General features: G+C 72.1%; 17 protein-coding genes. 7 read left to right on the top strand and 10 right to left on the bottom strand.

The window, feature by feature from the left end:
- The 4 genes from ACFVHI_RS24165 to ACFVHI_RS24150 form a co-directional block, all read right to left on the bottom strand.
- Positions 1-984, bottom strand: coding sequence for an ABC transporter permease (locus ACFVHI_RS24165; protein ID WP_063352825.1), 984 nt, complete (start codon positions 982-984; stop codon positions 1-3).
- Between the two features lie 253 nt (positions 985-1,237).
- On the bottom strand, positions 1,238-2,761 hold the full coding sequence (locus ACFVHI_RS24160; protein ID WP_244293864.1) for an MFS transporter: 1,524 nt from the start codon (positions 2,759-2,761) through the stop codon (positions 1,238-1,240).
- A gap of 108 nt (positions 2,762-2,869) precedes the next feature.
- Positions 2,870-3,790, bottom strand: coding sequence for a DUF6528 family protein (locus ACFVHI_RS24155; RefSeq protein WP_063352632.1), 921 nt, complete (start codon positions 3,788-3,790; stop codon positions 2,870-2,872).
- A gap of 535 nt (positions 3,791-4,325) precedes the next feature.
- A complete protein-coding gene (locus tag ACFVHI_RS24150) occupies positions 4,326-5,660 on the bottom strand; it encodes a hypothetical protein (RefSeq protein ID WP_380342573.1) in 1,335 nt (444 codons plus the stop codon).
- A 418-nt stretch (positions 5,661-6,078) separates the two neighbouring features.
- On the opposite strand from ACFVHI_RS24150, the gene ACFVHI_RS24145 reads away from it, so the two are divergent.
- The gene (locus tag ACFVHI_RS24145) at positions 6,079-7,761 is read left to right on the top strand and encodes a phospholipase (protein ID WP_380342570.1); all 1,683 of its coding nucleotides are present in this window, start codon (positions 6,079-6,081) and stop codon (positions 7,759-7,761) included.
- Between the two features lie 146 nt (positions 7,762-7,907).
- Here the strand turns inward: ACFVHI_RS24145 and tgmC are convergent, their stop codons facing one another.
- Together tgmC and ACFVHI_RS24135 are read right to left on the bottom strand one after the other, a co-directional pair.
- Positions 7,908-9,047, bottom strand: a complete 1,140-nt coding sequence (gene tgmC, locus ACFVHI_RS24140) for an ATP-grasp peptide maturase system methyltransferase (RefSeq protein WP_380342567.1) — start codon at positions 9,045-9,047, stop codon at positions 7,908-7,910.
- Complete coding sequence (locus ACFVHI_RS24135; protein WP_159398732.1) at positions 9,044-9,349, bottom strand: hypothetical protein; 306 nt, start codon at positions 9,347-9,349, stop codon at positions 9,044-9,046. The genes tgmC and ACFVHI_RS24135 overlap by 4 nt, the downstream gene beginning before the upstream one ends.
- Before the next feature lie 170 nt (positions 9,350-9,519).
- Here ACFVHI_RS24135 and ACFVHI_RS24130 point away from each other — a divergent pair, with 170 nt between their 5' ends.
- A complete protein-coding gene (locus tag ACFVHI_RS24130) occupies positions 9,520-9,672 on the top strand; it encodes a hypothetical protein (RefSeq protein WP_380342565.1) in 153 nt (50 codons plus the stop codon).
- A gap of 184 nt (positions 9,673-9,856) precedes the next feature.
- Entirely contained in the window at positions 9,857-11,203 is a 1,347-nt protein-coding gene (locus ACFVHI_RS24125) for an ALF repeat-containing protein (protein ID WP_380342562.1), read from the top strand.
- A 474-nt stretch (positions 11,204-11,677) separates the two neighbouring features.
- Here the strand turns inward: ACFVHI_RS24125 and ACFVHI_RS24120 are convergent, their stop codons facing one another.
- Positions 11,678-12,898: a hypothetical protein gene (locus ACFVHI_RS24120; RefSeq protein ID WP_380342560.1), complete on the bottom strand. Its 1,221-nt coding sequence runs from the start codon at positions 12,896-12,898 to the stop codon at positions 11,678-11,680.
- 669 nt (positions 12,899-13,567) lie between these two features.
- On the opposite strand from ACFVHI_RS24120, the gene ACFVHI_RS24115 reads away from it, so the two are divergent.
- The 3 genes from ACFVHI_RS24115 to ACFVHI_RS24105 all read left to right on the top strand — a co-directional run bounded on the left by ACFVHI_RS24115 (position 13,568) and on the right by ACFVHI_RS24105 (position 15,630).
- Positions 13,568-13,909 (top strand): hypothetical protein, encoded by a 342-nt coding sequence (locus ACFVHI_RS24115; RefSeq protein WP_380342558.1) that lies wholly within the window; start codon positions 13,568-13,570, stop codon positions 13,907-13,909.
- A 311-nt stretch (positions 13,910-14,220) separates the two neighbouring features.
- A complete protein-coding gene (locus ACFVHI_RS24110) occupies positions 14,221-14,736 on the top strand; it encodes an AAA family ATPase (protein ID WP_380342555.1) in 516 nt (171 codons plus the stop codon).
- A gap of 201 nt (positions 14,737-14,937) precedes the next feature.
- Positions 14,938-15,630 carry a hypothetical protein gene (locus ACFVHI_RS24105; protein ID WP_380342552.1) on the top strand — a complete coding sequence of 231 codons (693 nt, stop codon included), beginning with the start codon at positions 14,938-14,940 and terminating at the stop codon, positions 15,628-15,630.
- Between the two features lie 26 nt (positions 15,631-15,656).
- Here ACFVHI_RS24105 and ACFVHI_RS24100 read toward each other — a convergent pair whose 3' ends face one another.
- Positions 15,657-16,190, bottom strand: a complete 534-nt coding sequence (locus ACFVHI_RS24100) for a hypothetical protein (protein WP_380342550.1) — start codon at positions 16,188-16,190, stop codon at positions 15,657-15,659.
- Between the two features lie 358 nt (positions 16,191-16,548).
- Here ACFVHI_RS24100 and ACFVHI_RS24095 point away from each other — a divergent pair, with 358 nt between their 5' ends.
- Positions 16,549-17,262 carry an FAD-dependent monooxygenase gene (locus tag ACFVHI_RS24095; RefSeq protein ID WP_380342547.1) on the top strand — a complete coding sequence of 238 codons (714 nt, stop codon included), beginning with the start codon at positions 16,549-16,551 and terminating at the stop codon, positions 17,260-17,262.
- Positions 17,263-17,402: 140 nt separating this feature from the next.
- Here ACFVHI_RS24095 and ACFVHI_RS24090 read toward each other — a convergent pair whose 3' ends face one another.
- Both ACFVHI_RS24090 and ACFVHI_RS24085 read right to left on the bottom strand, forming a co-directional pair.
- Positions 17,403-18,137, bottom strand: a complete 735-nt coding sequence (locus tag ACFVHI_RS24090) for an alpha/beta hydrolase (protein ID WP_380342544.1) — start codon at positions 18,135-18,137, stop codon at positions 17,403-17,405.
- Positions 18,138-18,322: 185 nt separating this feature from the next.
- Complete coding sequence (locus tag ACFVHI_RS24085) at positions 18,323-19,750, bottom strand: M14 family zinc carboxypeptidase (protein ID WP_380342542.1); 1,428 nt, start codon at positions 19,748-19,750, stop codon at positions 18,323-18,325.
- Positions 19,751-19,819 lie beyond the last annotated feature (69 nt).

Raw genomic sequence — 19,819 nt, 5'->3', positions numbered from 1 at the left:
TCAGCTCACCCGCACTCTCGGGTCGAGGAGAACGGTGGCGATGTCCGCGAGGATCGCGCCGATCGCGGTCAGGGCGGCGGCGAAGGCGGCGGTCGCCACGGTGCCGTGCACGTCGTTCTTGCTGATGGTCTGGATGAAGTACTGGCCCATGCCGTTCCAGCCGAAGATCGTCTCGGTGAGGACCGCGCCGGTGAAGACGGCCGGGATGCTGAAGGCCACGGACTGTGCGGTGGGGATCAGGGCGGTGCGCAGGGCGTGCCGGCGGATCGCCTGGGCCCGGGTGAGCCCGGTGGCCCGGGCGGTGCGCACGAAGTCGGAGCCGATGACGTCCAGCAGCAGGGAGCGCTGGGTGAGGTGGTAGCCCACGTACCCCGTCAGGGTGAGCGTCAGCGTCGGCAGGATCAGGTGCAGCAGCCGGTCACCGGCCGTCGCCCAGAACCCTTCCACGCCGGGCGAGTTCTCCCCCGCGACGTACAGGAAGTGCCAACCGGCCTGCTCGTTCAGCTGGATGGCCAGCAGCACCAGGGCGAGGGCGGCGATGGACACCGGGACGTTGAACAGCGCCATGGAGAGGGCCTGGGCGGCCCGGTCCCTCCAGCCGTACTGGTGCGAGGCGGTGTGGACCGCGAGGGCGACACCGACGACGACCGACAGGACCGTCGCGCCGATCACCAGTTCGGCGCTGACGAGGGAGCGGTAGCCGATCTCCCCGTTCACCTGGACCCCGACCGGGGAGCGGCCCCAGTCGAAGTGCAGGACCACGCTGGTCAGCCAGTCCCACCAGCGGTGGAGCAGCGGCTCGTGCGGGTCGAGGTTGTAGGGGGCCAGGGCCCGGGATATCTGCTCCTCGGTGCGGACCGGGCGCAGTTCCTTGAAGTTCGAGCGCGGGTCGAGGAACCAACTGGCGAGGAAGTACGTGGCGTTGGTGGCCATGGCGATCACCAGGAACCAGCCCGCCGCCCTGCGTGTCACGTACCGGAGCACGGACGGCACCTCCCCACCAGGTGCGGCGGGTGCGCCTGGGGAACGCCGGGTCTGGGGGGGGTACGCATGCCCGTAGAACTTCCTGGGGTGAGAGTCGAGTGCACGATCGTGCAGATGTGAGTCTGTGCACGACTGGTGCGCGACGCCAGTGATCTGGGCATATGGACATGGGAACGAAACACCCCCGCAGCAAAGAGGCGTTGAACCCGCTCCCCCGTTCACATTCGCGGGGGGGTGCCCTCGCGGAGGCGTGTCAGGGGGCGGGCCGGGTACGCAGGGTGCGGTCGGCGAGGGTCGTCAGGACCAGGACGACGCCGACGCCGACCATGATCCAGGCGATGAGGTGCATGCCGGGGTCGGAGACGCGGATGCGGAAGACGATGCCGGTGGTTGCGGAAGCGGCGATCGAGCCGAGGTAGCCGAAGGTGCGCAGCAGGCCGGAGGCGGTGCCGAGTTGTTCGGCGGGGGCGTGGTCGTAGAGGGCGATCTGGTTGCCCGCGCCGGACGTGCCCATGGCGACGCCGAAGACGAGAGTGACCACCACGACCCATCCGATCCAGCCCGAGGCGCTGAGCAGCAGTACGCCGGCGGAGCCGATGAGGCAGGCCAGGGCCGCTGCTACGACCGGTCCGCGCACCCGGTTGCGCCGGGAGACGAGCGAGATCACCAGACCGGACACGAGCGTCATGGGCAACAGGAGCAGTCCGGCTTCGGTCTCGGACAGGCCCCGGACGCTCTGGGCCCACTGAGTGACGCCGTAGAGCACGACGTACGCGCAGAACAGGACCAGGCCGTAGCGAAGATAAGTACTGGTCAGGGCCCGGTTGCCGGCGAGCAGGCGCAAGTCGAGGAACGGGGTCCTGGCCCGCAGCTCCCACAGCACCAGGGCGATCCACAGCACGGCGGAGATCGCCAGCAAGTACCAGCGGGCGTCGGGCAGGGCGAACAGGAACAGCAGCAGCGCGATCATCGCGGCGGCGAACCCGGCGATGCCGATGACATCCAGGCCGGCCGCGACGTCACGGGCGCGTCGGCTGCGGTCCGGTGGGCTGTCCGGTCGGCTGTCGGATGGGCTGTCGGGTCGGCTGTCGGGTCGGCTGTCGGGTGGGACCCAGGCCAATGTCGTGACCAGCGCGACGAGTGCGACCGGAACGTTGATGAAGAACACGGAACGCCAGCCCAGCACGGCCACCAGGACACCGCCCAGGGGCAGCCCGAGGGAGGCGGTCGCGATGCCGGCGATCTGCAGGCCGCCCAGCACTCCGCCCGGCGGCTTGTCCAGACCGGCGTCCTCGGCGCGGCGGCGGATCAGCAGCATGGCCGTCGGATAGGCGCACGAGGTGCCCAACCCGAGCAGTACTCGACTGATCAGGAGGGTCGGAAGGCTGTGGGCGGCGCCGCCCATGAGTCCTCCGACGATGACGAGTCCGATTCCGGCCAGGAACACCCGTCGTGGGCCGAACACCTCGGCGGCCTTGCCTGCGGTGGGCTGGGCGATCGCGCTGGCCAGGTACAGGGCCGTGACCAGGGCGGCGGTCCGCCCGATCGACACGCCGAGTCCGTGGGCGATCGGTACGAGGGCCGTGGCGATCAGCGAGCTGTTGATCGGGTTGAGCGCCGAACCGACGAACAACGGGGTGACGAATCGCCACGAGAACGGACGCCCGGGCGGTATCCCGTTCACCGGCGGGGCGTTGGTCGTCGGCCCGGGGGCAGGCATCAGCATCTCCAGTACGTGGTGGTCGCAGAAGTGCGCGGCCGTCCTCGACCGCCTCACCTTCAACGGCACCATCATGGCGGGGCGGCCGCCGAGGCCGGTCGGTTTGCCGGGACCGGCGTCGCGGTGGTGCAGCTCGGCGTGGATGGCGGCTGCCGGAGGACCGCGCTACCGGGGTCGGTTCGTCGGGCCCGGACCTGGCAGCGGTGTGGTCCACCAGCGGGCCTTGTACAGCTCGGTTCCGGTCAGGGCGAGCGTCCCGTCGGGATGGTGGAAGGTGACGGCGGAGGTGCACCAGGAGCAGGGCCCCGCGTGATCGGGCGTGATGGTGAGCAGGCGACCGGTAGCGGGCTCACTGCCCACGCTCTTGATCCCGCGGGCTGAGTCCTCCGCGCCCAGCCCGACGGCTTCGAAGCGGTCGAGGTGTGAGTCGTAGCGCCACAGGCGGTCGCCGGTGCTGAGCCAGAACGTCCCCGGCGCGGAGCGCACAGGTGCGAGGTCGTGTCCCCCGACTTCCGGAAGGGGGATGCTGCGTTCGGGGGTGAGGGACGGGATGTCGGGCGTGCCACCGACCCGAAGGGCCAGCAGGGTGTCGTCCCCGAGCACCCAGAGCAGGTCCGCGCCCTCGTCCCACTGCACGGCGTGGGCCCCGTCGAGTTCCTGCTCGGTATAGGTGGTGCTGCGAGGCCCCTCCGAGGCCGCGTACAGCCGCACCCATCCGGCGGTGCTGGCGACCACGGCGACGTTGCCGTCCGGTAGGAGCTCCGCGCTGTGGGGGTTGACGGAAGTGCCGAGGTCCGTGGCCCAGATCGGCGTGCCGGTCGCCGTGTCGACCAGGGCTGCCAAGCCGCCCGAGGCGGTGACCAGGAGGGATCCTTCACCGTCGAGCACCACGTCCCTGGCCTCGGTGGGCCTGGCCCAGCTGCGGGCCGGCTCCAGGTCGGCCAGCCGATCGTCGCCGTCAGCGGTCCACGACCACACCACCGGCAACCGGTCGGCCTCGGGTCCGGCCTCGGGTCCGGCCTCCCGCGCCGTCTCGCCGTCCAGGACGAGAACCTGCCGGGACGCCTGATCGACCGCGACGATCAACGCACTGCCCCGAACGCCGGCCGGCCCGGACCCCGGATCGGCCGCATCACCCGACGCATCACCCGGCACGGCTGCCTGCCCGGGCGCCTGGTCAGCCGCGATGACCACCGCACTGCCGCGAGGCTCCCCGCCGCTGCCGTCCACGGCATGCGGGGCGGGGGTCGAACACGCCGTCAGCATCAGGCCGCCCAGGACGGATCCCAGTCTGAGGCCCGCTCCGGCTCTTGCGCACACTGCCACGTCCCCTTTGCGCCATGATTATCGGACTATCTACTCTGCGTCCCGGCGCCCCGGCCCGGCGCCATCCTCGTCGCAGCGTCCGGGTGAACTCGTCCGCACGGGGCCGTGGGAGGGCTCGCCCCTGCGGGCCGGGGAAGCAGCCGCACGCCCCACTCGGCGAGCTCCCGTACCCGTAGTCAGCACCCGCATCCGCGCGCCGGCGCTGACACCGCGCGCCCGACGTGCCGCCCACGGCTGGAGCCCGCCACCTGGGGAGGGTGGCGGGCTCCTTCGCGTTCGGCTTCCCCGTGCGCGCTCAGGCCCGGCGCAGCACCCGGCGCAGCCATAGGGCGCCAGCCCCGGCGGCCGTCAGGGCAAGACCGCCGACGGCGAGGCCCGCGGTGTGGTCGGCCCCGGTGGAGGCAAGCTGGACGGATGACGGCGCGGCAGGCTGCGCGGCGTCGGCGACGCGGGCCTGCGGGGTGGACGGCGCGGTGGAGGTGGTGGACGGGTCCGCCGGAGCCGGGGCGCTCGGGGAGGACGCGGAGACCGGCACGGCGGCGCCGGCCGGGGCCGAGGACACCGGGGCCGACGGGGCAGAGGAGGCCGATGGGGCCGAGGAAGAGGACGGGGCCGAGGAGGAGGAGGACGGGCTCGGCTCGGGCGCCTTCGTGGCGGCGGGCAGGACCTGAATCGTCGAGTGGGCAGCGCACTTCGTGGTCCCCCGGAACGGCAGGCCCTCGTTGACGAACACGCACGAGCCGAGCGTGGTGGTGCCCGCCGGAGTCTTCGCGTCGTACGACACCCGCACCCGGGCGACGACCTTGCCACCCGACCGGAGGCCGGAGTCACGGCCCTGGAGGTACACGCCGTAGGGGTCGTCGGGCGCGATTCCGGCCACCTTGTCCAGCGTCCGCCAGGCCCCGTCCGCCGTACGCACCTGCACGGTCGCGTACCGGTCCACGAACAGGACGTTGCCGAGGTTGGTGTAGTCGGACGGCGTGGGGTTGTCGAGGGTGGCGTCGAACTCGACCGGCGCGCCGCCCGCGACGGCGGTGGCGGGAACGTGGTCGAGCGAGCTCGTGATCGAGGTGACCTTGATCGTGCTGGTCACCTCGGCCTGCGCCGGCTCGTGGGGGTCGACGACGACGGCGGAATGCAGGGCGATGGACCGGAAGCCGCCGTTGGTGGCGCCGTCGTGGGGCAGGCCCATCGGCGCGCCGATCCGCAGGTCGACCCTGAGGGTCCGCCCGGCCGGGACGGTGAGCCCGAGCACCGTCCCGTCGTACACGACGCCTCCGGAGGTACGGGTCATCCCCAGCGGCACCGACTTCCACGTACCGTCGGCCGGGTCCCTGTAGTCGATGACGATCGCGTCCGGCGGCGTTCCGACGTCGGTGACGGTCTGCAACTCCAGGTGGTAACCGGTGCTCTCCTGGCCCGAGTTGGTGATGTCCTCGGTGAACTCGACCGGCCCACCGGCGAATCCGACCGAGGCCGGGGCCTGGACGGAGAGCGAGGTGTGCGACGGCTCCCCCGCGAAGGCCACCGGGGCGGCGGCCACGACCGATCCGCAGACTGCGGCTACGCCGAGGGCAGCGGCGACGACGATGGCACGACGGGTACGACGAACATGAACGATGGTGGACACAGTTCTCCCCTGAAACCGTTCTGCGGGCAGGCCGCAGCAGCGCGCTGATGACTGATGGCTGAATGACTGATGGCGAGCGGGCCGCAGCAGGTTTGTGTGCGGCCGGGGGGCGACCACGGCCCCGCTTCTCACTGTCATAGACGTGGAGCCCGGCCAGGGGTTGCAGGCGATCGGAAAGAAATTTCTCCCCGTCTCCGGACACCCGCCGACGGCGGACGCCCTCGGCACAGGAGGAGGCGCCTGGTGCCCACGCGCCCGCAGATCCGTCACGCCCGGCCCATCAGCCGAGCCCGGTCACAGCCGGGCCGTCAGTCCCAGCGGGCGGATCCCGACAGGCCCCTGACGCATCCTCAAGTTACTATCAGGTATTTTTAAGGGGCCTTTCAGGTGAACATTGCCACTTCTTGAAGGATTACCCGTGCTCCGTCACCCGTCCCGCCACCTCGGCCGCGCCGCCCGCACCACGCTCACCGCCGCTCTCACCCTCGGCACGGCGCTGGCAGCACTGCCCGCCGCCCCCGCCTTCGCCTCCGCCTCCGCCTCCGCCGACACGCAGATACCCGCCCCCGCGGCGCCCGCGGCCACCGACACCCCGCACCTGGACGCCGTCGAGCAGACGCTGCGTCAGGTCTCGCCCGGCCTGGAGGGAACGGTCTGGCAGCGCACCGGCGGCAACAACCTGGACGCCCCCGCCGGTGACCCGGCCGGCTGGCTGCTGCAGACCCCGAACTGCTGGGGCGACCCGAACTGCACCGACCGGACCGGCAGCGAGAAGCTGCTGGCCAAGATGACGGCGAACATCGCCGGCGCGACCCGCACCGTCGACATCTCCACCCTCGCGCCGTTCCCCAACGGCGCGTTCCAGGACGCGATCGTCGCGGGCCTCAAGGCCTCGGTGGCGGCGGGCAACAAGCTGACCGTACGGGTCCTGGTGGGAGCCGCCCCGCTCTACAACATCACCGCGCTGCCGACCAGTTACCGAGACGACCTGCTGGCCCGGCTCGGCCCGGCCGCCGCCGGCGTCACGCTCAACGTCGCCTCGATGACCACCTCGAAGACCGCCCTGTCCTGGAACCACTCCAAGCTGCTGGTGGTGGACGGCCGCAGCGTGATCACCGGCGGCATCAACAACTGGAAGGACGACTACCTCGACACCACCCACCCGGTGTCCGACGTCGACCTCGCGTTGACCGGCCCCGCCGCCGCCTCGGCCGGCTCCTACCTCGACACCCTGTGGGGCTGGACCTGCAAGAACACCGGAGTGCTGTCGAGTGCCTGGTTCGCCTCCAGTAACGGCGCGCCCTGCCTGCCGAACCTGGAGAAGGACGCCAACCCCGGCCCGGTGCCGGCCACCGGCAACCTGCCGGTGATCGCGATCGGCGGCCTGGGCGTCGGCATCCGGAACGTGGACCCGGCCTCCACCTACCAGCCGGACCTGCCGGCCGCCGCCGACGCCAAGTGCGGCCTGGTCGCCCTGCACGACAACACCAACGGCGACCGCGACTACGAGACGGTCAACCCCGAGGAGAGCGCGCTCCGGGCCCTGGTGGCCGGCGCCACCAGCCACATCGAGATCTCCCAGCAGGACCTGAACGGCACCTGCCCGCCGCTGCCGCGCTACGACCTGCGCCTCTACGACCTGCTCGCCGCCAAGCTCGCCGCCAACGTGAAGGTGCGCATCGTGGTGAGCGACCCGGCCAACCGCGGCACGGTCGGCAGCGGCGGCTACTCGCAGATCAAATCCCTCGCGGAGATCAGCGACGCGCTCCAGGCCCGGCTGGCGGCCCGGACCGGCGACGCGTCCGGCGCGAAGGCCACCATGTGCCGGAACCTCCAGCTCGCCTCCTTCCGCGCGGCGCCGACCGCGACCTGGACCGACGGCCACCCGTTCGCACTGCACCACAAGGTCGTCGCGGTCGACGGCTCGGCGTTCTTCGTCGGATCGAAGAACCTCTACCCCGCCTGGCTGCAGGACTTCGGCTACCTGGTGGAGAACCCGAACGCGGCCGCCCAGCTCGACACGAACCTGCTGGCACCCGAGTGGCACTACTCGCAGGCCGCCGCCACGGTCGACTACACCCGCGGCATCTGCCCGAACTGAGCTCGTTCTCCATCCGCCAGGATGTCCACGAGGTCCTGCGGTGGGTGGGTGCTGCTCCTCCTGTCGTCCTGGGACGGTACCCGGACTCGCGCGCCGAGGTGCCGTGAGCAGCCGAAGCCTCGGCGGGGCTCGGCCCCGGCCGCCGGTCAGATGGGCAGGTTCCAGGTGGGGCCTTCTTCGGTGCCGATCCACACGCGCTGGCCGTCGCCGTCGACCGTGATGCCGAAGCCCTCCTGGTGGGGGGCGCCGTGTTGCTGCCAGGCCCGGATGGCGGCCTCGGCCTGGTCCCACAGGCGCAGGGGCCCGCGCTGGGTGACGGTCCAGCCGCCGTCGGGGTTCGGCGTGGTGCGGGCGTGGGAGCCGGTGGCGAAGTCCACGAGGATCTGCTGGTCTCCGGCGCCGATGATCTCGGCGGAGGGGGCGGCGAGTTGGGCGACCCACTTGCCGGTCCAGTCACCCAGGATCGCCGGGTCGATCTCGCTGGGCCGTGCGTCGCCGGAGAGCAGGGTGACGGGCTGGCGCGGGGGCCGGTCGTGCGGCCGGGCGACCATGAAGTTGACGTAGCCGGGCAGGAAGCGGCCGCTCGCGCGGCCGGGCCCGGTGACGGTGAGGAGTGCGAGGCCGAAGGCGAAGCTCCACCCGGTGAAGGTGGCGAGGATCCTTCCGCCGGGCCTGACCTGGTGGAGCCACGGGAGGGGGAGGTGGCGGATCGAGCAGGTCGCGATCAGCCGGTCGTACGGTCCGCCGTCGGCGTACCCGGCGAGGCCGTCGCCGATGACGAGGGTGGGAGAGTAGCCCGCGGCTTTGACCGCCTCCGCCGCCCGCGCCCCGATTTCCGGGTCGACTTCGACGCTCACGACGTTCTGTTCCCCGAGGCGGTGGGCGCCGAGGGCGGTGGAGTAGCCGGTGCCGGTGCCGATCTCCAGCACACGGTGGCCGGCCTCGACGTCGAGCTGTTGCCACATCCCCAGCACGAGGGAGGGGAGGGTGGAGGAGGACGAGGGGGCACCGGCCACCGGCCCCTGGACGTCGGAGGGGCTCAGATGGCCGTCGAGCTGGGTGACCAGCGTCTGGTCGCGGTAGACCCCCTCCAGGCGGCCGGGGTTGTCGCACAGGACTGGAACGTAGGCTGTGGGCGCGCTGGCGGGCACGGGCAGGAAGTACTCGGGGACGAAGGTCTCGCGCGGCACGGCGGCCGCGGCCGCGCGCCAGGCCGGATCGGTGAGGGCGCCGTCGGCGGTGAGCCGGTCGACGAGGGCGGCGCGCAGTTCGGCGGGGGTGCTCACGGGTTGGTGCCTCTCTGGAGTCGGTCGGCCAGGGCCTCGGCGATCAGGTCGGTCATCGGCGGCGGGAACCACGCCCACTGACCGTTCGGGTTGCACTCGAAGAAGTTCCAGCACCCGGCGGTGTCGACGGCGAAGTCGAAGGCGCCGAAGACCAGGCCGAAGGCGCCGAGGTAGCGGGCCACGGCAGCGGCGACATCGTCGGGCACCGCGACCTGGGTGTAGGTCAGGAGGTTCTGCCGGCGACGCCAGTCGAGGTCGGGGCTGTCGATGGCGATCGGGTCATCCCGGTGTACCTCCTTCACGGGCCGCGGCCGTACGGCCGTCAGCACAAGCAGGTTCCCACAGTACGTAGTTGAGAGAATGCTTACCGTAGCGCGCATGCCGTTCGCCAGGGGTTCCGGCCAACTCGCGTGGGCCTGGCCGTGTTGCTCGCAGCGGGCGGGCGCCGGTCGAGGACTCCCGGCGAGAACCGGTGCGACGACGCATCGCGCCCCGCGCCGACCTGCTGGGCACCCGGGCGGCGGTGACCAGTACCGAGCACCTGTGGCCGCATCACGCCCTGGGCACCGTCGCCCGGGCGCTGACCGCCCGCCTCGACGCTGCCGCCCGCGCGTACGAGGGCTGAGCCAGGGACGGGGGCGCCGGGTAGCTCTCCCGGCTGGTGTGACCAGGCGGTGCACGAGGAAGCCGGGGTGTGGGACGTGACGGAAATGTGTTCGCCTGCGGGGGGTGCCGTTGCTATACGATCACTCGGCCGACCGTCGTGAAGCCGCGGCGGGCCCACCCGTGTTTCAGATCCCGAGGGACCGTTGAAGATCCGTCATTCGCTCGCTGCCGTCCTCCTTGCCGCAGCCGCCGCACCCGTCGCCCTGGGCGCCGCCCCGGCGTTCGCCGACACCGTCCCGGCGGGGCAGGGGCAGACCGACCCGGCCGAGACCAAGGCGGACGAGGAGAACCGGGCAGCGATCGAGAGGCTGCTCGTCTACCCGAACGACTACCTGCTCACGGCTCCGAGCGACTACCTGCGCGAGCACGCGGGCCAGGCCCTCGCCGGCACCCCCGCGGACCGGGCGCGCTTCCTCGCGGTGGAGGCGGACAGGATTCGCCGGGACGACGCGCGGATCGCGATCCTGTGGACCATGAACGCCGCCGGCCCGGCCGTCAAGAAGGCCGCCAACACCGCGTTCGGCTCGAACGACCTCGACGTGTTCCGCGCCTACCTGAACGTCGGCCAGTACACGGCCCGGGCCGAGGACGAGAACCGCGCCAAGGTGCAGCAGCTCCTCGACGACCCGAACAGCGGACCAGGTGTGCGCGAGGGCGCCCAGCAGGCACTGGCGGGAACCGCCGCGGATGTCGAGCGCTTCCTCAACACGGGGCTGAAGACGGCCGCCGAGCACGACGACCGGGTCCTGCTCAGCCAGATCATGTCCCGCGGCGGCCCGGCGGTGAAGAAGGCCGCCAACGCCGCGATGTCCGGCACCATCGAGGACGTCCGCGCCTTCCTGAAGACCGGCCAGTACGTCGCCCGGGCCGAGGACGAGAACCGCGCCAAGGTGCAGGACATCCTCGCCGACGCGGGCACCGGCCACCACGTCCGGGAGGCGGCCGAGAAGGCGCTCGCCGGCAGCGCGGCGGACGTCGAGCACTTCCTGAAGGAGCAGTTGGAGCCGCTGCGGGCGGGCGACGACCGGATCCACGTCTCGCAGCTCATCGAGGCCGGGGGGCCCGAGGTCCGCAAGGCCGGCCTCGCCGCGCTCAACGGCGGCATCGAGGACGTCCGGACCTTCCTGCAGGAGGGCCAGTTCACCGCCCGGGCCAAGGACCAGGCCGCCGCGAAGACCACCGCCGAGAACACTGCCGAGACCGCGACGAAGACCGCTACGGAGACCTCGCGGGGCGGCTCCGGCACCACCCAGGCGGTCACCGCCGTGACCCCCGACGCCGCTGTCGCGCCCGCCTCGGCCACCACCGGGACGACGACCACTGGCACGACGACCGCCGCCACCACCACGGACGGTCGGAGCACCGCCGGTGGCTCGCTGGCCGCCACCGGCACGACCGCCCCGCTCGGGCAGCTCGCCGCCGCCGCCGGCGCGGCCGTCGTGCTGGGCGCCGGCGCGGTCGTCGCCTCGCGCCGCCGCTCGCAGGCCTGATCACCCTCCTCCGCCGGCCGGCCCGCACCTCACACCGGCCGGCGGAGCGTTTCCCCCACAGCCACACCCACAGCCACGCCCACGCCCCCAGCCACACCTACGCCCACGCCCACAGCCGGGCCGACGGCGGCTGGTCGCCCTGACCGGGCCGCCGGCGTTGAGGCGCGGCGTGTCCGTGAGGCGGAGCAGCGGCGGTACCGGGGGCGCCGTGATGCCTTTGGTTGCCGGGGAGTTGGCGGCTTGGGCGGGCTCGGGCGCCCAGTGCGCGCCTCGGGACGTTCGTGAACGCGACGGTCCCTGCCGGCTGGCCATCGTCCGGCCGGTGTGGGTACGCCGGCCGGCTGGCCTGCCTGCATTGCCGACTCCTGGAGTCCGGCGGTGACTTGCGTTCCGGCGGCAGCCGAGGCCTTCCTCATCGAGGCGAGCCTTCGCGGCACTTCGTCTGTGCTCGGCCGCGGCCGTCGGTGGGGACGGTCAGGGGCGGGCTGCGGGGACGGTCGTCTCGGGGCTGCGGCGTTGGGGAAGGGTGATGCCCTGGTCTTGGGCGGTCGGGCCCGGGCGGAGGGTCCATGGCACCTGGTCAGTGCTGGTGAGCCATCCGTTCGCCACGAGACGGTGCACGATGAAGAGGTTCACCTCGCGCAGGTCGGGGCGCGAGCCCAGCCCCTTGCAGAGCTGTCTGAACGACGGGCCGTGTCCGTGCTCGGCACGGAAGGCCACCGTGAACTGCGCGGCCTGCGGCCCGCGGTCCGGGTGCGCGTCCTTCCACCGCTTGTACGCGGTCTGGCTCCTGCCGTCCAGGGAAGGCTGCTGTGACGGTCGGGGCGGGGGCAGCGTGAAGGCCATCGCGACCCGTTCCGGGCCCAGCGCGCACAGGGCGCAGTACTCGACGCTCTCCGCGTGCCGCCGCAGGGCGGGCGTGGCCGCGTCCTTCCACTGCGTCCACGCGGCGGCGTTGAAGTCGAAGCCCGGAGTCACGGTCGTGCTGGTGCCGGTGCCGGCTTCGGGGTCTGCCGCCTTCTCCTGGGCGGTGGGCGGACGCATGCCCGCGAGGTGGCCCACCTGGGGATCCAGGCGGTAGCGCCCGTCCGCGAGTTCGGCGAGGAAGCCCTTGGCCAGAAGGTCCGGCAGAGCGGCCCGGCAGGCTTCGGGAAGGTCGGGCGGGATCTGTCCGAGGAGCGTGGAGGTGCTGTGTGCGGCGGCGAACAGGGCCGCCAGCCGGGCGGCCGGCGGGAGTTTGCGGACCGGCTTGGCCGACAAGGCCCGTGTGGTCCACCCGGATACGCGCGAGCGCACGGCCTTTCCGAACGGCAGGGGGTGGTCGGCCTCGCGGGCCAGATCCGGAACGGTGACCGGCGTCGCAGGTGCGACCGGGTCGCTGCTGAAAATCGTGTCGCCCATCAGCCAGCCCAGGCCGCGGAGGGCATCGACCACTTCGCGGGGATCACCCAGCCGCAGGGCGGACAGGTCGGTACCGGTGAGGTTGCCGGTGCCGCCGCGTGCGGCCCGGATCGCCACCACGACGGCCAGGAGCTGCTGGCCGGGATCCGGCAGTGGCAGGGCGGCCACGTAGCTCAGCAGCGTGCGCGCCGCCGCGCCTTGCTGGGGTGTCAGGAGGAAGGGCAGCGCCTGGGGTTTGCCGGCCGGAACGGCGGTGGCGTTGCTGGAGCTGGGGGTGGATGCAGACTGTGGCACGCCTCCCCCAACGCGCCGCACCGGCTGAGGTTACTGCCCGGGTCCCGTCCGGAGCAGCCCGCCGCCCGCCGGGCCGCGCAGACGCCGACGTGGTGGGAGCCGGCTGCGGCTGCGGCTGCGGCTGCGGCTGCGGCTGCGGCCGAACGGAAGGGGTCGGCGGTTCCGTGCGCGGACTGCCGAGCCGAGTGCCGCGATCTTCCCGGGACGCATGGGAGTCCGTTTCGCCGAAGGCCGCCGAGAGCCGCCCCTGCGGACGTCCAACACCAGCCACCCCAAGCCACCTTGTCCTGTCCGCGGCCAAACCGGGTTGTCCGCCGCCCACCTGGCCTTCGGCCGGGTTCTTGTAGATGGACAATCAAACAGGCTGCACTGTGGAGTCTCCACCGGCGCCAGGGCCGTCAAGGGCTGGTGGTGAGCATGTCGATGCTGATGGCGGCCTTGTAGGCAGCTCGGTCGATGGCGGGTCCGCGAGTTTTGCATCCAGAGATCGCTCGTTCAACGATGCGCTCTTCTGCGCGGACCCGCCATTCGGCCAGGAGCCTCCAAGGAGGTCTCCCAACTGTCGATCGATGGATCAACGGCCCGTCAAGCAAAGGAAACCCGCACCACAAACCCCGTAGCAGCCGCCACTGGGTCTCTGAACAGAAATCACACGAGAAGGAGCATCGAATGATCAAGCGACTGGTGGGAACAGTGGTACCCATCCTCGCAGCAACAGCACTCCTGACCGCCAGCCCGGCCAGCGCCGCCGGGACCGGCTGGTCGAGCTGCGACCGAGGCCTGTGCGACTACGCCTACGTGGAAGGCGCGATCGGAACGATCACGGACGACAGCGACGACGGAATCGGAGCTGCCCTGGACCTCTATCTTTCCAGCGGCGAACACACCGGCATCTTCATGATCGCTATGGGACCCAAGGCGAAAACCTTCAAGTACCCCATCAAGCAGGCCCGGATCTGCAACTGGAACGGCAGCCTCTCCTCGTGCGGTGCCTGGAAGTACTTCCAATAAGCTCGCCAGCCGCGAGCAGCCGGTCCAGTCGGCGGCGAGAGCGTGGTCAGCCTCGGGGCCGAACCGGCGCCAGATGGAGTTCGCGTGGCGAGAGCCCGCCGGACCGGGGCCCGCAGCCCGATCGGTGGTCTGCCCTCGGCCGGTTCGTCGCCGGATCAACGCGAACTCGCGGACAGAACCCGGATGTTGCGGCACCGGAGCGCGGCTTGCGGCCGGATCCTGGGGGACGAAGGACAGGTGTCCCGCTATGGTCGGTTGGGCACTCAGGATCCGGGGTGCCGGTCATCGACGGAAGCGGGGCTGGAATCGGCATGGTCAGGTCTGTGGTGCGGTTGATCACCGGGGCACCGGGGGCGGGCAAGTCGACACTTCTGGGCCGGCTGCGGGAACGGCCCGTCACGGTGGTCGACTTCGACGAACTGCCCGACGAGGACGGTCGGTTGCTCGGTATCGACATCACCTCCCCGGACGCGTCCGGGGTCTGGCCCGACTACAACCGCCTGTGGGTGCGGATCGCGGGCATGCTCGCGCGAGGAGGCGGGCCCGTCCTGGTGTCCTGCCCCCTCACCCCGGCCGAGTGGGAGGCCGCCGCGGCCGATGTGCCGGACGCCCCGGAGGTCGTCTGGGCGCGGCTGGACTGCGCGGACCACGACCGCCGCGTCCGTTTGGCCGCCCGCGGCTGGAGCGCGGAGCAGGTCGAGGAAGCCCTCCAGGACGCCGACGAACTGCGCGAACTCGTCCCCACGGCCTTCACCAGCTCCGGCCGTGCCCCGGTGGAGGTCGCCGAGGACGTCCTGCGGTGGATCACCGACTCCTCCAACGCCTGACCCGGCGACGATCGGAGCCGACTCCCCCTCCCCCGGACGGGCCGACCACGGCGACCGCTACCGGCGGCCACACGACCGGCGCCGGTGACCCCGTCAGGGGGCCGTCGGGTGTCGGGTTGACGAGATCGTTCGCACTCGGGAGCATGTGTCGCCGCGTGTGTGCGCGGGTGTGTGTAGACCGGATTCGTGGGGTGTGGAGTCATGAAGTTCGTGGTGTCCGGGCGGTGCGTGGGAAGGGTCGGGCTGGCCGTCGGCGCGGTACTGGTGTCGGCGGCCTGCGCGGCAGGCGGGGGCGATGGGGCGACGGCACGCGGCCCGGCACCCACCGAGGCGGTCGACTCCGTCGGCTCCGTCAGGGCCGTCAGCGCCGTCAGCGCCGTCAGGGCCGCGTTCGGCAAGGCTGCCGGGACCGAGGACCTCACCGGGCTCGGCACTGTGTCCGGCCCGGTAGCCGGGGTCCAGCAGGCCGGTGCGCCCGCGACCACCCTCTCGATCACGGAGGGCGAGGTCGGCGAGGTGGGTCCGCACGGGACGATCACCTATCCGTCGGTGACCAGTTGCCTGGTCGTCACCGTCTACCTGCGGGACGGCGGCAAGGTCGGCGGCCATGTCAGCCTGTTCCAGGTCCCGGGGAAGTACTACTCGGACGAGGTCCTGCCGGCCATCAGGCGTGCCGTCGGTGGCCGACGGGTGGCGGCCGTCGACGTCAGCGGGGCCGTCGGGGCCTGGAACCCCTCGTACCTTCGGAAGGCCATCGAGCGGTACACCGACGGGTCGGTCCCCGAGCCGACGGGCGACGCGAAGGGGATCGGTGACGTGGTGGCCAAGATCCTGGGCCGACAGGGCAAGGAGGTCACCGTCCGGGACGTGCCGGACGGCGACATCACCAGGTGAGCACCACGTCGACGGCCCGGCTCCGCTCAGAGCGCCAGTTCGACGAGGCCTGCGAGCAAGCCGACGACGATGCCCAGGGCCGCCACGGCCGCAAGCCCGATGAAGAGGCCGACCACCAGGGTCATGACCTCCGGGGCCTCACCACGCCGGACTCCGACGAGCAGCCAGCCGGCCGGCACGACGCCCAGTACGAGGACCACGCCCGCGCCGGCGCCGTACTTCACGGCGGGCGACGACGACGGCTCGTAGGCCACGCCTCGCACCAGCCGCACCGGGAGCCGGGTGCCGGCCCGGTGCTTGCCGGTCGTGCCGTTCACCACGATCGGGCGGGCCTCGCCCGCGGAGGCGCCGGCCGGCGTGAACCGCCCCTGGCAGTTGGTGCCGTCGCTGTTGCCCTCGCTGTCGGACACCTCGTAACAGCGGTCCACCAGCACCACGCCGTCCGGCGGGCCCAGCCCCATGGCCGCGCCCATCCGCTCCGCGCTCAGCCACCAGGCCAGCCACACCGCCCCGGTCAGGAACGCCACCGCCAGCATCCCCGCCACCGCTCGCACCGCCACACCCCACACGCCGCCTCCCCGCGCACGCACCACGACCGCTACCCCCCGTTGTTGCTGCTGCGCTCGCCGCCCCCGCCACGAAGCCGCGCCCGCCGCCCCCGCCACGAAGCCGCGCCCGCCGCGCAGAGCCTGCCCGACCGACCGCCGGGACCGATACGGCCAACCGAGGATGACAGCAAGGAAGTTGGCGTGCAATGCCCCACCCGGGCCCGGCAGCACCCGATGCCGGTGAGCGGCGTGGCGGCGGACGGACGCGCCAGTGCGCACGTGGAGGCGGTGCCGGCGTGGCGGAGGCCGCAGTCCGGTCCGCTCTTCTCCTCAGCTCGGCGCGGGCGCCGCACCGTCGAGGACGAGGTCGATGACCTGGAACCTCACCACCAAACTCGTCTCGGTCCTGCGCGGCCACGCCGACCCGCGGCTGCTGGACGACTACGAAACCGAGCGCCGCGCGGTGGGCCGGATCACCGTGGACCAGGCACTCCTACGCGCCCGCGACCGCGCCCGGGCCCCGATCGAGGACCGCCCGCTGCTCAGCGAGGCGGCAGTGGCCATCGGCTACCGCTACCCCATGCCCGGCGACGGCCCGGCCGCCGCCCACCCGGCGGCCGACGAGCCGGAACGCTGGCACGGCGAGCCCGGCACCCGGCTGCCGCACCTGCCCCTGCCCCTGCCCCTGCCCCTCCCCGGCACGGACCGGCCCCGCTCCACGCTCGACCTGGTCCGCGCCGGCCGCTACCTGGTCCTCGCCGGACCCGAAGGACACCCCTGGATCCGGGCCGCACGCGAGCTGGATCCGCACAACGCCTTCCTCGACACGGCACTTCTGCCCCGCCGGATCGCCCCGGCAACGGAACGGCCCGCCGACACCTGCGGCATCGGCGACCACGGCGCCCTGCTGGTCCGTCCCGACCACGTGATCGCCTGGCGCACCGCCCACGCCTCCCCGGACCCCCTCACAGCCCTCGGCGCCGCCACGCGACAGGCGTTGGGTGGCTCTGTCCACGAGAACCGACAGCACCTGTACACGAGTTCGGGCAGCACTCGAAGCTCTGCAGAAATGGAACAGTTCTGACTTCGGGCAGCACGGGCCCCTGCCGAGAGTTCGGCAGGGGCCCACGGTGCAGAGATCTGTAGACGGCCGGGACCTGCCGTCGACGAGTGGCAGGCCGGCCGACATCAGCTACCGTCAGCCGCCGGTCTGACGGCCCGGCCTCACCTCAGGTGTCGGGTGAAGAACTGGGCCGCGGCGTCCCCGGCGAACTGCGGGACGCCGGTGTGCCCGCCCATGTTGGCGTGCAGGGACTTCTCCTTCGAGCCGAAGGCGTCGAACAGGTCCAGGGCCGCCTGCCGGTCGTTCCCTTCGTCGTCCCACTGCAGCAGGACATGCAGCGGAATGGTGACCTGCCGGGCCTCCTCGAACATGGAGCGAGGCACGAAGCTTCCGGCGAACAGAACGGCGGCCGAGATGCGCGGCTCGACCACCGCCAGCCGGACGCCGATGGAGATCACTCCCCCCGAGTACGCGACCGGGCCGCCGATGTCAGGCAGCGCGAGGAGGGCGTCCAGGGCGGCCTGCCATTCCGGGACCGCCTTGTCGACCAGCGGGAGGACGAGGGCGTCGACGATCTCGTCGCCGACCGGCTCGCCAGCCTCCATCGCCCGGCGCAGGTCAGCGCGGGCCTGCTCCACGGCGGGCCAACGAGGCCGGTCGCCGCTTCCGGGGAGCTCGATGGTGGCCGTGGCGAAGCCATCCGCCGCGGCGTGCCGGGCCCGGGCCACCAGTCGGGGGTACATCCTGCGCAGTCCGAGGGGAGGGTGGCCGAGCAGGATCAGCGGCGCCGGCGCGGATACGGATCCGGGCGTCCACAGGATGCCGGGGATCTCGCCGAGGGTGAACTCGCGCTCGAGGACACCGTCGTCGAAACGCTGTTCAGAAGTGAAGTGCATGGTCGTGCCTTTCGGGAGGGCTCAGATACGGCGCTCCCGGACGACCTATCGCCCGACCGTGACCCCGGAGGAGAGCACCCATGTGAATACTGCGTTCACGGGTACCACCTCCTCGTTCTCTCGCACGGCCTCCGAAAACATAGCAGCGGTCACCTCGCCCACCAAACGGGTTTTTGCGGAGCGCTCTACCGGTCGCGCCGAAAGCCGGGCCTCGTCGGACGGCTGAGCTCCACGGCGGCCTGGACGGTGTTCGCCTGGTGCTCTGCCTGGCGGGCGACGGGCAGCCAGAGCGGCTGGAAGCGCTGCTGGTACTGGGCGCACCAGTCCTGGAGGAGGTGGTCGAGTCGGGCGGTGGCCGGTGTGGTGGGTGCCTTGGCCGCCTCGGCGGCGCGGCGGAGCAGCGCGGCCGCGCGGACCGGGATCCGGTGGGCCCACAGTTCGATGCCGGCGAGTCTCGCCTCCGTCATGGGCCTCGGGTGGAGGAGGCGCTGTCCGGCGGCCTGCGGGTCCCATTCGTGGGCCAGTTGCCGCGATGCCGTCAGCGGCGTGTGCGCGGCCCGGAGCAGGGCGGTGTCGTCCAGGTGGGGCAGAACTTCGTCCATCAGGTCGGTGACCAGGCGTCCGCGCTCCCGGACCTGGCCGGCGCAGGCGGTCAGGCGCGCGTAGGGGTCGTCGGCCGGGCGGGCGTCCCCGAGGTGGGCGCTGGCCCAGACCGGCGTCTCGACGATGACCGTCTCGCCGCCGTAGCGCTGGGGGGCGAACCAGGTGGTGGCGCGGACGCCTCCTGTCTCCTGATGCTGGTCGGGGTGAGGTTGGGGTTGGTCGGCGTGAGGTTGGTCGGGGTGAGGCTGGCTGGCGTGAGGCTGGTCGGCGTGAGGTGGCGCCAGCATTCCGGTGCTGCTTTCCTGCTGGTCGATGTGGTGCGGCGCCATCATGAAGACGCCCGGGCCCGCTTCGCGCAGCCAGAAGGCGTCGTAGGGGCCGGTCTCGACCGGGATCCCGAGTCCGGCGGCGGATTTTGCGAACGGCTCGGCGAGGCCGGCCAGATCGCAGGTCGACTGGAGGAAGGTCCCGCCGACGTCGGCGCTGTGGAGGGAGAACTGGAGGGACGGCCGGAGGTCGTCGATCAGGTCGAGGAGGATCCGGCTCTCGGGCAGTCTCCCGCCGATCGCCGGCGCCCACTCGGGCTGTTCCTCGGCGGCGGGGCGGAAGTAGTGCTCGAAGTACTCGGGCAGGCTTCGGGTGCCGGCGCCGACCTCTGCGAGGCGTGCCCCGTCGGGGTCGAGGCAGAGCAGAAAGTTCCAGGTCACCGCCTCGTGCAGAGACGGCTGCGCGAGGACCCGGTGGGCCAGTTCCACGATGCCGGCGCGGCCGGAGAACTCGTCGGCGTGCGCACCCGTCACGATCAGCACGCTGTCGGTGGCGGTGGCGCGGCCGATCGTCAGGAGCACCAGCGGCTGGCCGGCGCGGGAGGTTCCGGCGGTGCGCACGCGGCAGAGTTCCGGGTGCCTGGCGGCCAACAGGTGTGCTGTGTCGGCGAGTTCTTCCAGCGTGGGGTGCCGGTCGTGAAGCAGGATCGCCCTGCCGGCGCTGGTCGACGTATCGGTCAACATCGGTGCCCTCCCTTGTCTGCCCGCCAGTCTCGCGCCAACGGCGGCGGCCTGCACCTCATGGTGCAGGCC

This window comes from Kitasatospora sp. NPDC127121 (assembly GCF_042677305.1).
Taxonomy (GTDB): domain Bacteria; phylum Actinomycetota; class Actinomycetes; order Streptomycetales; family Streptomycetaceae; genus Kitasatospora.
The sequence above is the reverse complement of the archived record's forward strand: the minus strand, read 5'-3'. Positions and strand labels throughout refer to the sequence as shown.

Coding starts and splice junctions, on each gene's coding strand:
- ACFVHI_RS24085 (WP_380342542.1), bottom strand. CDS start 19,750: ATGTTGACCGATACGTCGACCAGCGCCGGCAGGGCGATCCTGCTTCAC.
- ACFVHI_RS24110 (WP_380342555.1), top strand. CDS start 14,221: ATGGTCAGGTCTGTGGTGCGGTTGATCACCGGGGCACCGGGGGCGGGC.
- ACFVHI_RS24115 (WP_380342558.1), top strand. CDS start 13,568: ATGATCAAGCGACTGGTGGGAACAGTGGTACCCATCCTCGCAGCAACA.
- ACFVHI_RS24095 (WP_380342547.1), top strand. CDS start 16,549: ATGACCTGGAACCTCACCACCAAACTCGTCTCGGTCCTGCGCGGCCAC.
- ACFVHI_RS24090 (WP_380342544.1), bottom strand. CDS start 18,137: ATGCACTTCACTTCTGAACAGCGTTTCGACGACGGTGTCCTCGAGCGC.
- ACFVHI_RS24105 (WP_380342552.1), top strand. CDS start 14,938: ATGAAGTTCGTGGTGTCCGGGCGGTGCGTGGGAAGGGTCGGGCTGGCC.